A 15,278-nucleotide genomic window follows, 5' to 3' on the forward strand; every position below is an offset into this window, starting at 1 on the left:
TTAGACAACGACAGATATGAGGGTTTAGACGATGGCTGATACATATGATCTGGTGGTGATTGGCGGCGGGCCGGGCGGCTATGTGGCGGCTATTCGTGCGGCGCAGCTGGGCCTGAAGGTTGCCTGTGTGGAAATGCGCGGCAGCCTGGGTGGTACCTGCCTGAATGTCGGCTGCATCCCCTCAAAGGCCATGCTGCAATCGTCCGAATTTTATCATGAAGCCCAGCATTCCTTTGCCAATCATGGCATCGTGGTCAGCCCCAAGCTGGACCTGAAGGCGATGATGGCGCGCAAATCCAAGATCGTGGGCGACCTGACCAAGGGCATTGAGTTTCTGTTCAAGAAAAACAAGGTCGACTATATCAAGGGGCGCGGTCATATCGACGAGCCGGGTAGGGTCTCTGTCACCGAAGGCGACGATAAGGGCAAGACGCTTTCCACAAAAAACATCCTGATCGCCACCGGGTCGGAATCCACCCCCCTTCCGGGGATTGAGGTGGATGAGAAATCCATCGTGACCTCCACTGGCGCCCTGGAGTTTGAGGCAGTGCCCAAGCATCTGGTCGTGATCGGCGGCGGTGTCATTGGGCTGGAGCTGGGCTCTGTCTGGAAGCGCCTGGGGGCAGATGTCACGGTAATTGAATTCTTGGACCGCATCACACCAACCATGGATGGCGAGGTCTCGAAAAACTTCCAGCGCATCCTTAAAAAGCAGGGTCTGGATTTTAAGATGAAGACCAAAGTCACCGGCGCGAAAAAGGTGAAATCCGGCGTTGAACTAACCATGGAACCCGCCGATGGCGGCGACGCTGAGAAAATGACCTGCGACAAGGTTCTGCTGTGCATCGGTCGCCGGCCCTATACGGATGGGCTGGGCCTGGACGAATTGGGGGTCGAGCGCGATAAGCGCGGCGTCATTCAGGTCGATGCGCATTACAAGACCAATGTCGATGGCATCTATGCAATCGGCGACTGTATCCCCGGCCAGATGCTGGCCCATAAGGCCGAAGATGAAGGCGTTGTCGTGGCGGAAATGCTGGTTGGGCAAAAACCCCATATCAATTACGACGCCATTCCAGGCGTGATTTATACCTGGCCGGAAGTCGCCGATGTCGGGGCCAGCGAGGAACGCCTGAAAAAAGAAGGGCGTGCCTATAAGGTCGGGAAATTCCCCTTCTCCGCCAATTCACGGGGCAAGGCGAATGATGCAACGGAAGGGTTTGTTAAAATCCTGGCCGATGCGGAAACCGATAAGGTTCTGGGTGCCCATATCATCGGGCCGGGTGCCGGCGATATCATCCACGAGATCGTGACCATCATCGAATTTGGTGGCTCAGCAGAAGATATCGCGCGGACCTGCCACGCCCATCCAACCTATTCGGAGGCTGTGAAAGAGGCCGCCATGGCCGTGGATAACCGCCCGATCCACATGTAATGCGCCATCACTTAGGGTCACAATAATGGTAACCGTGCCAGGCCCCCGCCTGTCCTTAGCGTTTTTGATCGCTGGGATGGGCTTCTTGATGCTGCCCCTGGCGGACGCATTGGGTAAAATGATGGGAGCGGAAGGCCTTTCGCCCCTGCAGATCGGATGGGGCCGTTGGGTCGCCCATGCCGCCATCATGACACCGCTGGTGCTGATTTTGTATGGACGCGCCGCCCTGCGACCCAAGCAATTTTGGGGTCAGGTGATTCGGGCGTTGCTGCTGGTCACGGCGACAATGTTCTTCTTCACCGGGCTGCTGACCATCCCCCTGCCGACCATGACGGCCACCCTGTTTGTTGCGCCCCTATTGGTCACCGCCCTGTCCGGACTGGTGCTGAAAGAACGTGTCGGGATCTGGCGATGGTCCGGCGTGGTGGTTGGCTTTCTGGGCATGCTGCTGATCGTGCGGCCCGGCGCGGACTCATTTCAAACCGGATCCCTGTATGCGCTGGCGACGGCTGCCTGCTTTGCCGGTTATCTGCTGGTGACGCGCAAAATCGCTGGGCAGAATCCCCCGATGGTCACAATGATGTGGATGGGGTTCATCGGCGTTCTGGTGATGTCTGTGGTGGTGATCCCCGTCTATCAGCCCTTCACACCCCGCCAATGGGGCATGATCGGCATTATGGGGGCGATCCTGACGCTGGGCCATGGCCTGATCGTCTGGGCGGCGGATCGGCTGGAAGCATCCGCGATGGCCCCAATGCCCTATCTGGAAATGGTGACATCCACCATTGTGGGCTATTACGTTTTTCAGGATTTCCCGACCCTGACCACCTGGATCGGCTGTGGCATGGTCACTGCCAGCGGGATCTTCATTGCCTGGCGCGAAAACCGCCTGAACAAACAGATAGACCCCGCTGAACAGAACCTGCTTTAGACATCATTTTACGCAAACGCGTCGTCGCAGACTTTCGTCTGCTCGGGGTTTGCGCCAGCGCATCATGCGTCCGCATGAGCGCACACAAAATGCACTGGCTTCTTATTTTTATAGCAAACGCGTCGTCGCAGACTTTCGTCTGCTCGGGGTTTGCGCCAGCGCATCATGCGTCCGCATGAGCGCACACAAAATGCGCCGGCTTCTTGCTTTTATAGCAAACGCGTCGTCGCAGACTTTCGTCTGCTCGGGATTTGCCTTAAGCCTCAAACCGCTTGTAGAACGTGCCGCTGAGCCAGCCCAGCATGGCCCAGAAAACGGCCGCAACCACGATGGACGCGGCGGCAAAATGACCTGCCAGTTCCGGCGGCACCCCACCCCCGATTTCCTCTGGATGCGGCGCACCAATGACATGCGGCGCAATCAGGATCAGTATGCCCAGCACAACAAAACCAATCTTGCGCCCGAACACCATCAGGCACAGTCCGATCCCGGTCGCCGCGGCGCAACCCAGCCACCACATCTGGCGGGCCCCCAGTTCAGCGGCCATGCTGCCCGGGACCTCTGGCGGCAATCCCAAATTCGGGCCCAATGTGAACATGGCAAAACCGCCCATCGCCCACAGGACGCCGCGACGGCCCGACATTTCCCCGCCATGCACAGCAAAGGCGGCCGTCAGCATCAGGGCAAAGGCGATTCCCATCGTAATATTTGCACCCAATGTAAAGACGGTCCGTTCCAGGCCATCCTCTGGTGCCCATGCCTCGTCCTCATGATCATGACCTTCTGTCCCACTGTTGCTGTGGGCCAGGAACAGCGTCTCTGACCCGGCAGACGGGCGGGTTGAAAACAGTTTGGTCTGAATAATCACATAATCCGACTTAAGGCTGGCAGCATGATCATGCCCGCCATTTTCATATTCTTCCGCATGCAGAATAAGCGGCGTTGTGGTGACTTCCTGAATGCCGGTGATCAACAGACCAGCAACGATACCGGCGGCAAAGGCCGCCCCGAAAAGCTTTTTGAACATGGACATATCCCCAAATGCGCGGCGCGCCGTCGCGTCACGACAGGTCAATAGAGATGAAATGAGTACAATAGGCCATCGGGCCGGGAAGGCCCCCGACCCAAATCCCCATCATTTCACTGCGATTAATGGCAGGGCAGCGCGAATGCGTGCCGGGCATCATGGGTCGCATTATGGACCGTTGCGGAATGGGCAAAACCAACCGCCAGGAACAGAAATGACCCAAATACAGCGGCCGTAAGCGCCGCAGCCAGGGTCTGTGTCCGATTTGCAAGATGGGCCTGATCGGCCGTTGTCGTCGTGTTACGCGTCTTCATACTTTTTCTCCCCCCGTCACACCCGACGGTTTCTTGAGATCCTGTGGTCACTCGGCAGGTCTCCCGGCTCACGGATCATCGTATCTTTCTGCCTTCCCAAGGCGCGAAGCCCCAGTGGCAAATCGAAAAATACTCACCGCTCACGGTCGCGGGGGCGGCCCAGGCGCAGGTCCCCTGATGGGTAGACCCTTCCTGTGTTCCCTCTTCGCTCCAAGACCTTAAGGCCCTTAAAGGAGCACCGATCCACATTTCATTAAGCAGTATCGCGGACGCATCAGCATCGTCAAGCGTGAACGCGACACCCAGTATCCTTTTTGGCGCTATGGATTTTGTAAAATACCCTAACTGGTCTCGCCAGAGACATAACGGGTGATCGCTTCGGCCATTGTTTCGGGGGATGTGCCGCCGTGAAACATGGTGACGAAAGATCCATCCGGGGCCATGAAATAGACATAGCCGGAATGGTTCATCAAATAGAACCCACCCTCAATTTCGGTGCCTTTGGAATAGAAAACGCGAAATTTGCGGGCGATATCGGCAATTGCTGCATCCGAACCGGTCAAGCCGACCATGCGGGGATGAAAGGCCGTTACATAGTCTTTCATCAACGCCGGCGTATCACGTGCCGGGTCGATGGTGATGAAAACCGGCGTCACTTGTTGCGCCAAATCAGGCGTGTCTTCTGCAACGATATCAAGAGCAGCCGCCATACTGGACAATTCCGTCGGGCACACATCCGGGCAACTGCTATAGCCGAAATAAATCAACTTGAACTGCCCAGAAAAACTGTCCTGTGTGACGGTCTGTCCATCCTGATTGGTCAGTTCAAAGCTGCCCCCAACAGTGATACCGGGCGCAACCAGCGCCTCCCCCGACCGGCTGACGCCTTGTTCATGACCCGTGCCGGCCAATTGATTCCAGGCAACCAATGCCGCCAGGCCGATCGCGGCCAGGGCCGCCAGCATGACGCCAAGTATGGGGAGAGCTTTGCGATTCATTGATCCTGCGCTTTTGTTACATCCTAAAAATCCAGGGCCGGACACTAGACGAAGCAACCGGTCCCGCTCAAGACGCCAAAACGTCGCGCATCCTAAAGGAAGGGGTGTTACGATGCGGCGGGCAACCGAACGACAAAGCGCGCACCCGATGGTTTACCCTGAGAACCCGTGCGATTTTCTGCGTGAATGGCACCGCCATGGGCCTCCACAATCTGCTTACAGATCGACAGGCCCAAACCGGAATGACCCCCAAATTTTTCATGTTCAGGGCGTTCTGTATAGAAGCGATTGAATATCGCCTCCAGCTTGCCTTCTGGCAGGCCTGGCCCTTCGTCCTCACACATCGCGACGACCCATCGATCATCGCGCAATACGGACAGAGTGATCGTCCCGCCATTCGGGCTGAAGCTTTCCGCATTCGAGATAATGTTCTGAAAAACCTGTACCAATCGACTTTCCATGCCCGCGACAATGAATGGGCCATTATTCTGACGGGTGAAGGACAGGATTGGTCCGGTTGTGGCCTGCATACCGGGGTCCTGCTCCGCCTCGTCGCTGCTATGGGCCCCCCCGCGCGTGGTTCTATGAACGCTGACAAGCATGTCCAGCATTTCAGAAATATCGACCTCTTCCGTCTGAATACGGCCCAGTTCCGCATCCAGGCGCGAGGAGTCTGAAATATCGGTGATCAACCGGTCCAGCCGCTCGACATCCTCCTTCACAATGCGCAGCAATTCGCGCTGATGGTCTGGATTCTGTACCCGTTGAACGGTTTCAATTGCACTTTTCAGCGAGGTCAGGGGATTCTTGATTTCATGACTGACATCTGCGGCAAACCGTTCAATAGCCGTGATGCGGCTGGTCAAGGCATCCGTCATTTCCCGCAAGACGCCCGACAGGTCACCAATTTCATCATGCCGTCCGGTCAGGTCCGGAATCGCCATGGCATCCCGGCCAACCGAATGACGGACCTTTTCTGCAGCCTCTGCCAATCGATGCAGGGGGCGCGCGATGGTTCCGGCGAAATACAGCGACAGCAATGTCGTTATGACCAGCGCCCCGGCAAAAACCGCCAGCACCGTCAAGCGCACATCCCGCATGGCAGAATCGATTCGCGCACCATCCCGCGACAGCATCAAACTGCCAAACACATGGACATAGCGTGCCACCGGCAAGGCGACCGACAGCACCAATTCGCGATTGGCGTCCTGCCGGACATAGCCCACCGTCTCGCCAGACAGGGCCCGGATGGCTTCTGGATAATCACCGACCGTGGAATCGCGCCGATCCCGATAGGTATCGTAATCCCGGTTGTCAACCCAATGGGCCAAGTCATCCAGCCAACGAACAATCGGATTGACCACCGGGGCCAATGTCTGTTCATCGTCAATTGGATCCTGCAACTCTTCGACCATGATATCCTGGCCGGTCACACCAAGGCGGCGGCTGTCCACTGCCAGCGTCCCATCGGCCAGATAGAAGCGGGCACGGACATCGCTGGCTTCTGACAGGCGGCGCACCAGATCGCGCGCAGGCACAATATTCAGGACCTCCTGCCCATTTGCCAACAGGCCGATGGCACCTTCCCCTAAAGCGCCGGAGAAAATCTCCCCCTGTTCTTTCAGGGCAAAAAGTTCCTGTTCCACCAAACGGTCGCGATAGGGGCCCAGATACAGCATGCCCAATACCGGAATGATCAGGGCCAGCAAGTTGACGGCCAGTATTTTACGGGTCAGGGGGGACAGCCGCTGGCGGCGACGCAAGCGGCGCATCGCCTTCGCACGGGGGGGCGATGATGTATCCCCTTTATGCGCGCGATCGGACTGCCCCTGCCCGCGATAGGAAGACTGGGTCGTCGCATCCGTATCTGTGCGTGAAGATTTCAACGCGCCACCATCCCTTTAAAGCCTGATATCAGGCCTCATCCTTATAGCGGTAGCCAACCCCATACAGGGTTTCGATATTATCGAATGTATCGTCCACCTGGCGCAGTTTTTTGCGCAGGCGTTTGATGTGGCTGTCAATGGTCCGATCATCGACATAGATATTTTCGCCATACGCGGAATCCATCAGCTGATCGCGATTTTTCACATGGCCGGGACGATGCGCCAGGGCTTTCAGCAACAGAAATTCTGTCACGGTCAGCTTCACCGGCTCTCCCTTCCAGGTGCACAGATGACGGTCCCCATCCATCACCAGATCGCCCCGGGAAAACGCGCCCTGACCCTTGGTCAGTGTGCCATCCGCATTGCGCTGTTCCAATTCCGCCCGACGCAGCAGGGCGCGAATACGCTCAATCAGCAAACGCTGGGAAAATGGCTTTTTGATATAGTCATCCGCGCCCATGCGCAGGCCCATCAATTCGTCAACTTCATCATCCTTGGATGTCAGAAAAATCACCGGCACTTCCGATGTCTGGCGCAGCTTACCCAGCAATTCCATGCCATCCATACGGGGCATCTTGATATCCAAAATCGCCAGGTCAACCGGACGGGTTGTCAGGCCGCGCAGCGCAGTTTCGCCATCGGTATAAGTGCTGACGGCAAAACCTTCCGCTTCCAGGGCAATAGAGACAGAGGTCAAAATATTGCGATCATCATCTACCAGTGCAATTTGCTGCGCCATTTGGTTTTACATCCTCACCAAAACGGGTTGACCGTCATCCATCACGACCAATCCACCCAAGCCAAAATCACAGGGATACTCCCCCAACGAACCGGCATGAAGCCCCGACCACCGTAGCCTTCAATACCATAGAATGCCACAAAAGCCCTGCTATCGGGGCGGAAATAAGGCAAGGCTGGGGCAGTTCTGGGAATTCGTATCATTGGGGCTTTGCAACAGCGGGTTTCTTTGCCGCTCGCTTGGTTCGGAAAACCTGTTCCCCATGGACATGCGGCGGCAATGCCATATCAGGTCCCCCGGCCTTTACCGGGCGTTCGGCATAGCGGCCCCGGCTGATCATGCGATCATACAGAACAATGGCACCGGCAATGCCGACATTCACGCAAAAGGCGATTGGGATGCGCACGACAAATTCACACCGGTCAATCATCGCCTGCGACAGCGATCCACGTTCCGGGCCCAGAACATAGGCCGCCCGTTCCGGATGTCGGAAAGAGGGCAGCATGATCGACTGTTCCACCAGTTCAACGCCAACAAGGGCGCAGCCCTTGGGCAGAACGATGTCGCCGGGCGTATCCCATTGGTAATAGGGGACCTGATCGGCGGTGCGCGATGTATCGGCGTGCCGGATGCCCCGCATATCGACATAGGGCGAAACCGCAAAGGTAAAGCTGGCCCCAAAGGAATGAGCGGTCCGCATCAGGCTGCCAGCATTCATTGGCTTGGACAGGCCTTCTACACCCAATCCGAAATATCCCCGTTGTTGCGCCATCGTCGCATGCCTGTCCTGTACTGGTGTTCTGGAATTGCGCGACCTTGCACAAACCTGCGGGGCAAGGCAAGTTTTCCCCCCATATCAGCAACAGGGTTGACCGCCATGCCCCACGATCATGTCACCATTTCCAACAGCAATGCCTATCATGGCGATGTTCATCCCCTGACCGTCGAAGTCACCCGGAACGGGATCGTGGAAAGTCGGCATCGCGGCAGCGCGGTCATCGTCGATGTCTCCGGGTCGGTCCAGGATGCCTGGGGCGACAGTCGCCAACCCACCTATCCCCGCTCTGCGATCAAGGCAATTCAGGCCCTGCCCATGGTGGAAAGTGGCGCGGCGGCAGCTGCAGGCTTTAGCGATGCGGAAATCGCGCTTGCCTGCTCGTCTCATAATGGAGAGGTCGGGCACACCGAAACCGCTTCATCAATGTTGCACAAATTAGGCCTGGGTGAGGCGGATCTGGAATGTGGCAGCCACTGGCCCTACCATGAAGACACAGCGCGCAAAATGGCCAAATATGATGTTGCCCCGTCGCAATTGCATAACAATTGTTCGGGCAAGCATTGTGGCATGTTGGCCCTGGCCAAGCATTTGGGCGGGCCGACGAAAGGCTATGTCAACCAGACACATGGCGTGCAACAGAGCATTCTGGGGGCGATGGAACAAATGTGCGGGGTCGATCTGTCGGGTGTCCAGCCGGGCATTGACGGCTGTTCCGCCCCGAACTGGCCAATCCCGCTGGAAAACCTGGCCTATGGCTTTGCCCGTATCGCCGACCCGAAGGACCTGCCGCAAACCCGCGCGGACGCCATCGGCTGGATCAAGCGTGCGGTTTTTGCCAATCCCTTCATGGTCGCAGGCACCGGGCGCTTTTGTACCGAAGTCGTGAAAATTCTGGGCGATAAGGCCTTCATCAAGACCGGCGCGGAAGGGGTCTTCTGCGCGTCCCTGCCGGAATACGGTCTGGGGATCGCGCTGAAATGTGATGATGGCGCAACCCGTGGATCCGAAACCATGATGGCGGCCCTGCTGCGCCATGTCGGTGTTCTGGACGACGCGCATTTGGACGCAATGGCCCCCTGGCTGAACCCGCAACTGAAGAACCGGGCCAACAAAACCGTCGGCGACATCCGCCCCGCGTCAAGCTGGCTGTCCTTTTGAGCATTCCGGTATTGTCCGTATGGGTTGCGCAATAGTCCCCTTTTATAGGGATGGCTCAACACTCTGCCACCCATCAGCGACCCGGTGTCCCACTAAGGCGTCCCTGAAGCGTTGTGCCGATGTAAGGGCGTCCTTCAGCAGCGCATCAAAAGTTTCGGGCGGATACCCTGTATCCAGAAGACGCCGGAATGTGGCATAGGCATCTGTCCTGGCACCATATGCGCGTAACGTCTGTTCGTCATTTACCCAAGTCAGAACAATCACTTTGGCCGTGCTGTCGAAACGATAGAACAGCCGATATTGTTGCAAGAATTTCGCCCGGAACCAGTGCTTTCTGGTGTCGCCCAAAGTATCGCCCTGCCGGAACACCGGGGCACCAGGATCAACGGGGATCATTTCGCCCACCAGCTTAAAGATCGCGGCAAGCCGCTTTGTACAGTTCTTCTTCTGCCAGGTCTTGGGATCGCGTGCTTTGCGTGTCTCTACCTCTTGGATCAGATCTTCAAGCTGATCCAGGAACAGGGGGTGGGCATAAATCGACCACCCGTTTACGCATAAGGGCGCTTCTGCTGACACGGGCGTGTCTGTCATTCGTCGTCGGGAGAGAGAGAATCGTCAATATTAACGTCCACACCACCGACCAACCCATTCAGGCGATCATACAGCCTGCCAGAGAAAGCCTGAAGACGCGCAGGATTTGCGTGAATGTCGGCCTCCAGGAAATCAAGAAACGCACCCAATGCGGGATCATCCCCTGCCTCACGGACAGGTTCTATATACACCCGACCATTGGGATCGGTGCAGTAACGTATCTGATCACCCTTTTGGAGTTTCAGTTGTTTGCGAACGCCGCTGGGCACCGTCGTCTGATAGCGAGCGGTTAGCTTTGAGATATCATTTGAAAGCGCGACCATGGCGAACTCCTGATGAGCAAATCTAACGTCCATACAAAAGGTAATGCAAATGCATTACTTGGTCAAGGTCTGGGTCATGAAACACTGGCCCCTGGCTGGTACTGGCCTCGCCCCAAAAGGAAAAGCCCCCATGCTTTGCACGGGGGCTTCTCTTTGTGAGGCGGCGAACAGGGGGGAAGGCCGCCTCTCAGGGGACTGGTTGTCCTAACGGGCGGCGATTATGCCATCCAGAAAGGCTTGTTTGCTTCTTTGTCTGCGGCTTTACGGGTCAGGCCGATATCAGCCAACATGCGGTCGTCCAGGCCTTTCAGCTGACGGCGCTGTTGCGCACGGGCCTGAAACCGGACCAGGGTATTGATCGGGTTGATCGTTACGGTGCGCAGGCCGTCCAAGGCCGCTGCAGTTGCATCGACCATCAGAGCTGCCAACGGCGCGACCGGGCTTGAATTCCCGTAAACTTGATAAACATTCGCCATGACTGTCACTCCTACTTCTCAGGTTTCACAAGACAGTTCCGGGATTTCTCAGTGTCTGAGGGGTATCCGACCGGCTGTTCTTGTCGGGCATCTTTGCCTTACAAAGCTGAAATAGGCTCTTTTGACAAAACCGACAAAGGATATATTTTCATCCCTCAGATTAACTTTCTGAATGCGAAGGGATTGGGCCATGGTATCGCGTTTACCGCCGTTAAAGCCGCTTCCAGCCTTTGAAGCCGCCGCCAGATTGCTGTCCTTTACCGAAGCTGCGGATGAACTTTTTGTGACCCAAGCAGCGATCAGCCATCAGATCAAACAGTTGGAAGATGCGCTGGGCGTGCGCCTGTTTCGACGCCTGAATCGCGCGCTTCTGTTGACGGAGGAAGGCCAGGCCTTTGCCGGGGCAGTGCGTCAGGCCCTAGGCCAGATTGCCACCGCAGCCGATCGTGTGAAACGCCAGGACGCCACCGGGGCGCTGAATGTCAGTTGTTTGCCGTCTTTTGCCTCTGCCTGGCTGGTGCCCCGCCTGGCGCGATTCCGGGCACGCCACCCAGAGATTGATGTGCGTCTGGCGGCAGATTATGAACTGACCGATTTTACGGTTGAGGATATTGATCTGGCGATCCGCTGGGGAACCGGCGGCTATGATGATTTGTTTGAAATCCGCATGATGACGGAGGAAGTCTTTCCCGTGTGCAGCCCGCGCCTGCTGCAAGATCCCGAAAAACCGCTGGAGCGGTTGGAAGACCTGCGCCACCACACGCTGTTGCATGACGATATTCGAACCGATTGGCGGGTCTGGCTGACGGCTGCCGGGGTGACCGGCGTCAATCCGGACAAGGGCCCGCGCTATAACTATTCAAACCTGGTGCTGCAGGCGGCCATGGCGGGCGAAGGCATCGCATTGGGCCGCAGCGCGATTGCCCATGATGCGCTGGAACAGGGCCTGCTGGTCAAACCCTTCGATTTCTCCATCCCCAGCGACTATGCCTATTGGGTCGTCTGCCCCAAAGACCGCGCCGACCATCCCAAAATCAAGGCCTTCACCGAATGGCTGCTGGAAGAAGCCCGGTTGGATTAAGCCTATTTCAGAGGGTCAGTGGCCAGTAATGCCGCTGTGACAAGGTCTGGTTCTCTATCGATCACGTGCAATAGAGTGCGAGCGGTTTTATTGGGCGAAGATCTGTGTTGCTCCCAAGATTCAAGCGTTCGTTCATCAATACCAAACCGTCGGCTAAAATCCGCGCGCGTCAAATTCAGGCGAGATCGAATGGCGATCACATCTTTCTCAGGAACGGACTCGAAAACATTCGCGTCGATCCCTAGTTCTTTCAATTCACGGCACACCAACACCGCATCTTGCCGTGTTGTTTGCAGATCGATCGTCGCATCGGCACCCGTCGCCAATTTATCAATCGTTTGCTTTGCAGATTTAGGCGTTGCGCCCTTTTGAATCAAAAGTCGTGCAACAGAAACTAACTGACTTCCACCCACCATCTTCATTAAAAAGCTAACGGTCAAATGGGAATGGTTTCGGCCTTCGTCCGGGATTCGCGCCGCTGGTTCGAACTGCGCCTTGAATTTCGATTGTATTGACATCCAATTCCTCCATCACGACGGCCGCCATAACATTCAACTTTTTTCTATTCATTGGCGATGCGCCAACGCTCTCTATATGGACCTGCTCCACAAGCAACACACCACGCCCAAATCGTGTAACATTTCCCATTAAAATCAAGGATCCTTCGGGCGTTTGGAGTTCGAGCGTGACGACATCGCCTGCGCTCATGTCCTCACTATACTTAACAATGATATCCTTTTCTGTAAACATTTATACGTAATCTCCGTAGCAAAGAAGCGAATCATTTCACTTCCCGTGTGACTATTTATAAATTTGCAAAACGCAGCATGGAGGTTTAGTTGACGTATCGGATATGATTGCAAATATATGTTAGACTTCAGTGCTACGGTGCTCAAAGGAAACTCAATCGACGATGGCAATTCTTTCAAAAACAAAACCCCACGACCGAATTCTTGTGGCTTTGGACACGCCGGATGTGGATCGGGCGGTCGCCTTGTCTCAGGCGCTGGCCGGGCAAGTGGGCGGAATCAAACTGGGGCTAGAATTTTTCAATGCCAATGGGCCGCAGGGGGTTCGCGACGTTGCACAGGCCGCATCCGAAAGCGCACCGACACCGCTGTTCCTGGATCTGAAGTTTCACGACATCCCCAATACCGTGGCAGGCGCGGTGCGATCCGTCATGCCGCTGGCGCCCGCCATTCTGAATGTTCATGCATCGGGCGGTTCGACGATGATGGCCGCAGCGCTGGATACGGCAACAACAGAGGCAGCGCGTTTAGGCATTGTCCGCCCGATGTTGATCGCGGTCACGGTCCTGACCAGCCTGGACGATGGCGATCTGGCAGCGGTGGGCCAGGCAACGCCAGCCCGCGATCAGGTTCTGCGCCTGGCCGCCCTGACCCAGAAGGCAGGATTGGACGGGGTTGTCTGTTCTTCTCAGGAAATCGCAGCCATCCGCGCGGAATGCGGCCCCGACTTCAAACTGATCGTGCCGGGCATCCGCCCCGCAGGAGCGGCACTGGGCGATCAGAAGCGGGTGATGACACCAAAACAGGCGATTGCACAGGGCGCGGACTATCTGGTCATTGGACGCCCAATCACCGGGGCCGATGATCCCGCAGCCGCCGCCGCAGCCATCGCCGCCGAGGTGGATGCCTGATCAGTGACTCCTTGTTCCTGCCGTCCAGGCCTTCTATATACGGGCGGTTATGACCATTGACGCAAAAATCTGCGGGATTACCGATCCCATCGCGATGGAGGCCGCCGTTCGATATGGCGCGTCCATGGTCGGGCTTGTGTTTTTTCCGCCCAGCCCGCGTGCCCTGTCCCCGGAAGAGGCGGCCATGTTGCTGCGGCCTGTTCCAGGTCAGGTGACCAGCGTTGGATTATTCGTCGATCCCGATGACAGCCTGATCGACCGGGTTCTGGCGCAGGTGCCGCTGGATGTGATCCAGTTGCATGGCAATGAGCCGCTGGATCGATGCGCTGGCTTGCGGGAGCGCACCGGGAAACAGATCTTTAAGGCCATCAAAGTGCGGGACGCAGAAGACCTGGTCAGCGCCAGCCAGTATGCCAAGGTCTGTGACCGCCTGTTATTTGATGCGAAACCGCCGGAGAATGCGACGCGCCCTGGCGGCAATGCGGAAGTATTCGATTGGACTGTGCTGGAAGGGCATCGCTGGTCCGTGCCGTGGCTGTTGGCCGGTGGCCTGACCCCGAACAATGTGAAAAATGCCATCCGCGTGACGGGCTGTCCGGGCGTGGACGCATCTTCAGGGATTGAATCCGCCCCTGGCAAGAAGGACCCGGCCAAGATTCAGGCTTTCCTGAAGGCCGTTGCCGAGGCTTAACCCAGCGCCACAAAAAATCTCAAACCTTTGATCTAGATCAAAGTATGCCCCGGCGCCGCCCCTTACTGTGGGGTCACGTCCTTCGGGGCGCGGTAGTGTCAGGCTGGGCTGCAATCCTGCCTGTCCTTCTATCCCATCCAAACTTGCAACCCTGTTCCGCTAGAGTCTTATCAAGCTTCCCACGGCGGAACGGGGTTGAATTTTTCCACCAGAAAATCGACGAAGGCCCGAACCTTGGGCGACAAGTGACGCCGCGTTGGGTAGACCGCGTTGATCGGCACTTCGATATCCCGATAGAACGGGCGCAGAATCCGCACCAGCTTGCCTTCCTGGACCTCCGGCGCGACAAGAAATTCTGCCAGACGCGCAATACCCAGTCCCGCCAGAACCATTTCGTGGATCGTTTCGCCATTATTGGCCGTGAAATTGCCTTCGGCCTTTACAGGATAGTCACTGCCATCCTGAAGCTTGAAGACCCATTCATTCAAATGAATCGCTGTGGAAAACGCCAGCCGGTTGTGATTGATCAGCTCCATCGGTTCCTTGGGTTCGCCATGCTGGGCCAGATAAGCGGGGGAACAACAGATCGCACGCCGACTGACCGCCAATTGCCGTGCCACCATGGAAGAATCCTGCAATTTGCCGAACCGGATGGCGATGTCCTGACCTTCTTCCACCAGATCCGACAGCGCATCGGTCAGGGTCATTTCCACATTCACATCGGGATAGCGGCTCAGAAACTCCGGAATTAATGGACTGATCTGGTGTTTACCAAAGGCAACGCCACAATTGACCCGCAAAGTGCCACGCGGCGTCGAATGGCGCTGACTGACGGACAATTCCGCCTCTTCCATATCCATCAGAATACGGGTGCAGCGTTGATAAAAGGCATCCCCCTCTTCCGTCGCAGAAAGTTGCCGCGTGGTCCTGTTCAACAGCCGCACACCCAGCCGATCTTCCAACCGCCCGATCTGTTTGCTGACAGCAGACGGGGTCAGTTTTAGCGCCCGCGCGGCGCTGGAAAAGCTGCCCTCTTCCACAACTTTGGTGAAAACAGCCATTTCTCCGGCTCTATCCATTCTCTTTTCCACTCCCAACCCGGTTATAGTCTTATGGTCACGTATCGCGACAAATTCGGTGATATTTATTCCTGATGCGCACAGATCATTGGATCATTCTCACGATTATTA

The 15,278-nt window shown here is 56.6% G+C and carries 18 protein-coding genes and 1 riboswitch; of the genes, 6 read left to right on the plus strand and 12 right to left on the minus strand.

The features are described 5' to 3' along the window. The first annotated feature begins 31 nt into the window (after nucleotides 1-31). Both lpdA and ACOSDM_RS03730 read left to right on the plus strand, forming a co-directional pair. On the plus strand, nucleotides 32-1,435 hold the full coding sequence (lpdA, locus tag ACOSDM_RS03725; RefSeq protein WP_420723143.1) for a dihydrolipoyl dehydrogenase: 1,404 nt from the start codon (nucleotides 32-34) through the stop codon (nucleotides 1,433-1,435). A 25-nt stretch (nucleotides 1,436-1,460) separates the two neighbouring features. Next, entirely contained in the window at nucleotides 1,461-2,366 is a 906-nt protein-coding gene (locus tag ACOSDM_RS03730) for a DMT family transporter (protein ID WP_420723144.1), read from the plus strand. A gap of 256 nt (nucleotides 2,367-2,622) precedes the next feature. On the opposite strand, the gene ACOSDM_RS03735 is transcribed toward ACOSDM_RS03730, so the two are convergent. The 6 genes from ACOSDM_RS03735 to ACOSDM_RS03760 all read right to left on the minus strand — a co-directional run bounded on the left by ACOSDM_RS03735 (nucleotide 2,623) and on the right by ACOSDM_RS03760 (nucleotide 8,102). After that, nucleotides 2,623-3,393, minus strand: coding sequence for a CbtA family protein (locus ACOSDM_RS03735; RefSeq protein WP_420723145.1), 771 nt, complete (start codon nucleotides 3,391-3,393; stop codon nucleotides 2,623-2,625). 122 nt (nucleotides 3,394-3,515) lie between these two features. Next, nucleotides 3,516-3,707, minus strand: coding sequence for a CbtB domain-containing protein (locus ACOSDM_RS03740; RefSeq protein ID WP_420723146.1), 192 nt, complete (start codon nucleotides 3,705-3,707; stop codon nucleotides 3,516-3,518). Between the two features lie 35 nt (nucleotides 3,708-3,742). Then, nucleotides 3,743-3,965, minus strand: a riboswitch (cobalamin riboswitch). 83 nt (nucleotides 3,966-4,048) lie between these two features. Beyond that, nucleotides 4,049-4,705 (minus strand): SCO family protein, encoded by a 657-nt coding sequence (locus ACOSDM_RS03745; protein ID WP_420723147.1) that lies wholly within the window; start codon nucleotides 4,703-4,705, stop codon nucleotides 4,049-4,051. Nucleotides 4,706-4,812: 107 nt separating this feature from the next. Beyond that, nucleotides 4,813-6,591 carry a stimulus-sensing domain-containing protein gene (locus ACOSDM_RS03750; RefSeq protein WP_420723148.1) on the minus strand — a complete coding sequence of 593 codons (1,779 nt, stop codon included), beginning with the start codon at nucleotides 6,589-6,591 and terminating at the stop codon, nucleotides 4,813-4,815. A gap of 28 nt (nucleotides 6,592-6,619) precedes the next feature. Further along, entirely contained in the window at nucleotides 6,620-7,330 is a 711-nt protein-coding gene (locus tag ACOSDM_RS03755) for a response regulator transcription factor (protein ID WP_420723149.1), read from the minus strand. Between the two features lie 199 nt (nucleotides 7,331-7,529). After that, nucleotides 7,530-8,102: an RNA methyltransferase gene (locus ACOSDM_RS03760; RefSeq protein WP_420723150.1), complete on the minus strand. Its 573-nt coding sequence runs from the start codon at nucleotides 8,100-8,102 to the stop codon at nucleotides 7,530-7,532. A gap of 105 nt (nucleotides 8,103-8,207) precedes the next feature. Between ACOSDM_RS03760 and ACOSDM_RS03765 the strand changes: the two genes are divergently transcribed. Next, nucleotides 8,208-9,266, plus strand: a complete 1,059-nt coding sequence (locus ACOSDM_RS03765; protein ID WP_420723151.1) for an asparaginase — start codon at nucleotides 8,208-8,210, stop codon at nucleotides 9,264-9,266. Nucleotides 9,267-9,308: 42 nt separating this feature from the next. On the opposite strand, the gene ACOSDM_RS03770 is transcribed toward ACOSDM_RS03765, so the two are convergent. The 3 genes from ACOSDM_RS03770 to ACOSDM_RS03780 all read right to left on the minus strand — a co-directional run bounded on the left by ACOSDM_RS03770 (nucleotide 9,309) and on the right by ACOSDM_RS03780 (nucleotide 10,656). After that, entirely contained in the window at nucleotides 9,309-9,857 is a 549-nt protein-coding gene (locus tag ACOSDM_RS03770; RefSeq protein WP_420723152.1) for a type II toxin-antitoxin system YhaV family toxin, read from the minus strand. Next, nucleotides 9,854-10,180 carry a type II toxin-antitoxin system PrlF family antitoxin gene (locus ACOSDM_RS03775; RefSeq protein WP_420723153.1) on the minus strand — a complete coding sequence of 109 codons (327 nt, stop codon included), beginning with the start codon at nucleotides 10,178-10,180 and terminating at the stop codon, nucleotides 9,854-9,856. Before ACOSDM_RS03775 ends, ACOSDM_RS03770 begins: the two co-directional genes overlap by 4 nt. A 218-nt stretch (nucleotides 10,181-10,398) precedes the next feature. Continuing rightward, a complete protein-coding gene (locus tag ACOSDM_RS03780) occupies nucleotides 10,399-10,656 on the minus strand; it encodes a DUF1127 domain-containing protein (RefSeq protein WP_420723154.1) in 258 nt (85 codons plus the stop codon). A gap of 190 nt (nucleotides 10,657-10,846) precedes the next feature. Between ACOSDM_RS03780 and ACOSDM_RS03785 the strand changes: the two genes are divergently transcribed. Then, the gene (locus tag ACOSDM_RS03785; protein ID WP_420723155.1) at nucleotides 10,847-11,737 is read left to right on the plus strand and encodes a transcriptional regulator GcvA; all 891 of its coding nucleotides are present in this window, start codon (nucleotides 10,847-10,849) and stop codon (nucleotides 11,735-11,737) included. Between the two features lie 2 nt (nucleotides 11,738-11,739). Here ACOSDM_RS03785 and ACOSDM_RS03790 read toward each other — a convergent pair whose 3' ends face one another. Continuing rightward, a complete protein-coding gene (locus ACOSDM_RS03790) occupies nucleotides 11,740-12,255 on the minus strand; it encodes a helix-turn-helix domain-containing protein (RefSeq protein ID WP_420723156.1) in 516 nt (171 codons plus the stop codon). Further along, the gene (locus ACOSDM_RS03795; protein ID WP_420723157.1) at nucleotides 12,167-12,487 is read right to left on the minus strand and encodes a hypothetical protein; all 321 of its coding nucleotides are present in this window, start codon (nucleotides 12,485-12,487) and stop codon (nucleotides 12,167-12,169) included. Before ACOSDM_RS03795 ends, ACOSDM_RS03790 begins: the two co-directional genes overlap by 89 nt. A gap of 163 nt (nucleotides 12,488-12,650) precedes the next feature. On the opposite strand from ACOSDM_RS03795, the gene pyrF reads away from it, so the two are divergent. Both pyrF and ACOSDM_RS03805 read left to right on the plus strand, forming a co-directional pair. Then, nucleotides 12,651-13,397 (plus strand): orotidine-5'-phosphate decarboxylase, encoded by a 747-nt coding sequence (pyrF, locus tag ACOSDM_RS03800; protein WP_420723158.1) that lies wholly within the window; start codon nucleotides 12,651-12,653, stop codon nucleotides 13,395-13,397. A 49-nt stretch (nucleotides 13,398-13,446) separates the two neighbouring features. Beyond that, nucleotides 13,447-14,088 (plus strand): phosphoribosylanthranilate isomerase, encoded by a 642-nt coding sequence (locus ACOSDM_RS03805; protein ID WP_420723159.1) that lies wholly within the window; start codon nucleotides 13,447-13,449, stop codon nucleotides 14,086-14,088. A 170-nt stretch (nucleotides 14,089-14,258) separates the two neighbouring features. Here the strand turns inward: ACOSDM_RS03805 and ACOSDM_RS03810 are convergent, their stop codons facing one another. After that, complete coding sequence (locus tag ACOSDM_RS03810; RefSeq protein WP_420723160.1) at nucleotides 14,259-15,167, minus strand: LysR family transcriptional regulator; 909 nt, start codon at nucleotides 15,165-15,167, stop codon at nucleotides 14,259-14,261. Between the last annotated feature and the right edge of the window lie 111 nt (nucleotides 15,168-15,278).

The sequence above is a fragment of the Hwanghaeella sp. LZ110 genome, from assembly GCF_048892525.1.
Classification (GTDB): Bacteria; Pseudomonadota; Alphaproteobacteria; order UBA8366; family Aestuariispiraceae; genus Pacificispira.

What these genes read in the sequence shown, in the direction of transcription:
- lpdA (WP_420723143.1), top strand. Translation starts at nt 32, where the DNA reads ATGGCTGATACATATGATCTGGTGGTGATTGGCGGCGGGCCGGGCGGC.
- ACOSDM_RS03730 (WP_420723144.1), top strand. Translation starts at nt 1,461, where the DNA reads ATGGTAACCGTGCCAGGCCCCCGCCTGTCCTTAGCGTTTTTGATCGCT.
- ACOSDM_RS03735 (WP_420723145.1), bottom strand. Translation starts at nt 3,393, where the DNA reads ATGTTCAAAAAGCTTTTCGGGGCGGCCTTTGCCGCCGGTATCGTTGCT.
- ACOSDM_RS03740 (WP_420723146.1), bottom strand. Translation starts at nt 3,707, where the DNA reads ATGAAGACGCGTAACACGACGACAACGGCCGATCAGGCCCATCTTGCA.
- ACOSDM_RS03745 (WP_420723147.1), bottom strand. Translation starts at nt 4,705, where the DNA reads ATGAATCGCAAAGCTCTCCCCATACTTGGCGTCATGCTGGCGGCCCTG.
- ACOSDM_RS03755 (WP_420723149.1), bottom strand. Translation starts at nt 7,330, where the DNA reads ATGGCGCAGCAAATTGCACTGGTAGATGATGATCGCAATATTTTGACC.
- ACOSDM_RS03760 (WP_420723150.1), bottom strand. Translation starts at nt 8,102, where the DNA reads ATGGCGCAACAACGGGGATATTTCGGATTGGGTGTAGAAGGCCTGTCC.
- ACOSDM_RS03765 (WP_420723151.1), top strand. Translation starts at nt 8,208, where the DNA reads ATGCCCCACGATCATGTCACCATTTCCAACAGCAATGCCTATCATGGC.
- ACOSDM_RS03770 (WP_420723152.1), bottom strand. Translation starts at nt 9,857, where the DNA reads ATGACAGACACGCCCGTGTCAGCAGAAGCGCCCTTATGCGTAAACGGG.
- ACOSDM_RS03775 (WP_420723153.1), bottom strand. Translation starts at nt 10,180, where the DNA reads ATGGTCGCGCTTTCAAATGATATCTCAAAGCTAACCGCTCGCTATCAG.
- ACOSDM_RS03780 (WP_420723154.1), bottom strand. Translation starts at nt 10,656, where the DNA reads ATGGCGAATGTTTATCAAGTTTACGGGAATTCAAGCCCGGTCGCGCCG.
- ACOSDM_RS03785 (WP_420723155.1), top strand. Translation starts at nt 10,847, where the DNA reads ATGGTATCGCGTTTACCGCCGTTAAAGCCGCTTCCAGCCTTTGAAGCC.
- ACOSDM_RS03790 (WP_420723156.1), bottom strand. Translation starts at nt 12,255, where the DNA reads ATGTCAATACAATCGAAATTCAAGGCGCAGTTCGAACCAGCGGCGCGA.
- ACOSDM_RS03795 (WP_420723157.1), bottom strand. Translation starts at nt 12,487, where the DNA reads ATGTTTACAGAAAAGGATATCATTGTTAAGTATAGTGAGGACATGAGC.
- pyrF (WP_420723158.1), top strand. Translation starts at nt 12,651, where the DNA reads ATGGCAATTCTTTCAAAAACAAAACCCCACGACCGAATTCTTGTGGCT.
- ACOSDM_RS03805 (WP_420723159.1), top strand. Translation starts at nt 13,447, where the DNA reads ATGACCATTGACGCAAAAATCTGCGGGATTACCGATCCCATCGCGATG.
- ACOSDM_RS03810 (WP_420723160.1), bottom strand. Translation starts at nt 15,167, where the DNA reads ATGGATAGAGCCGGAGAAATGGCTGTTTTCACCAAAGTTGTGGAAGAG.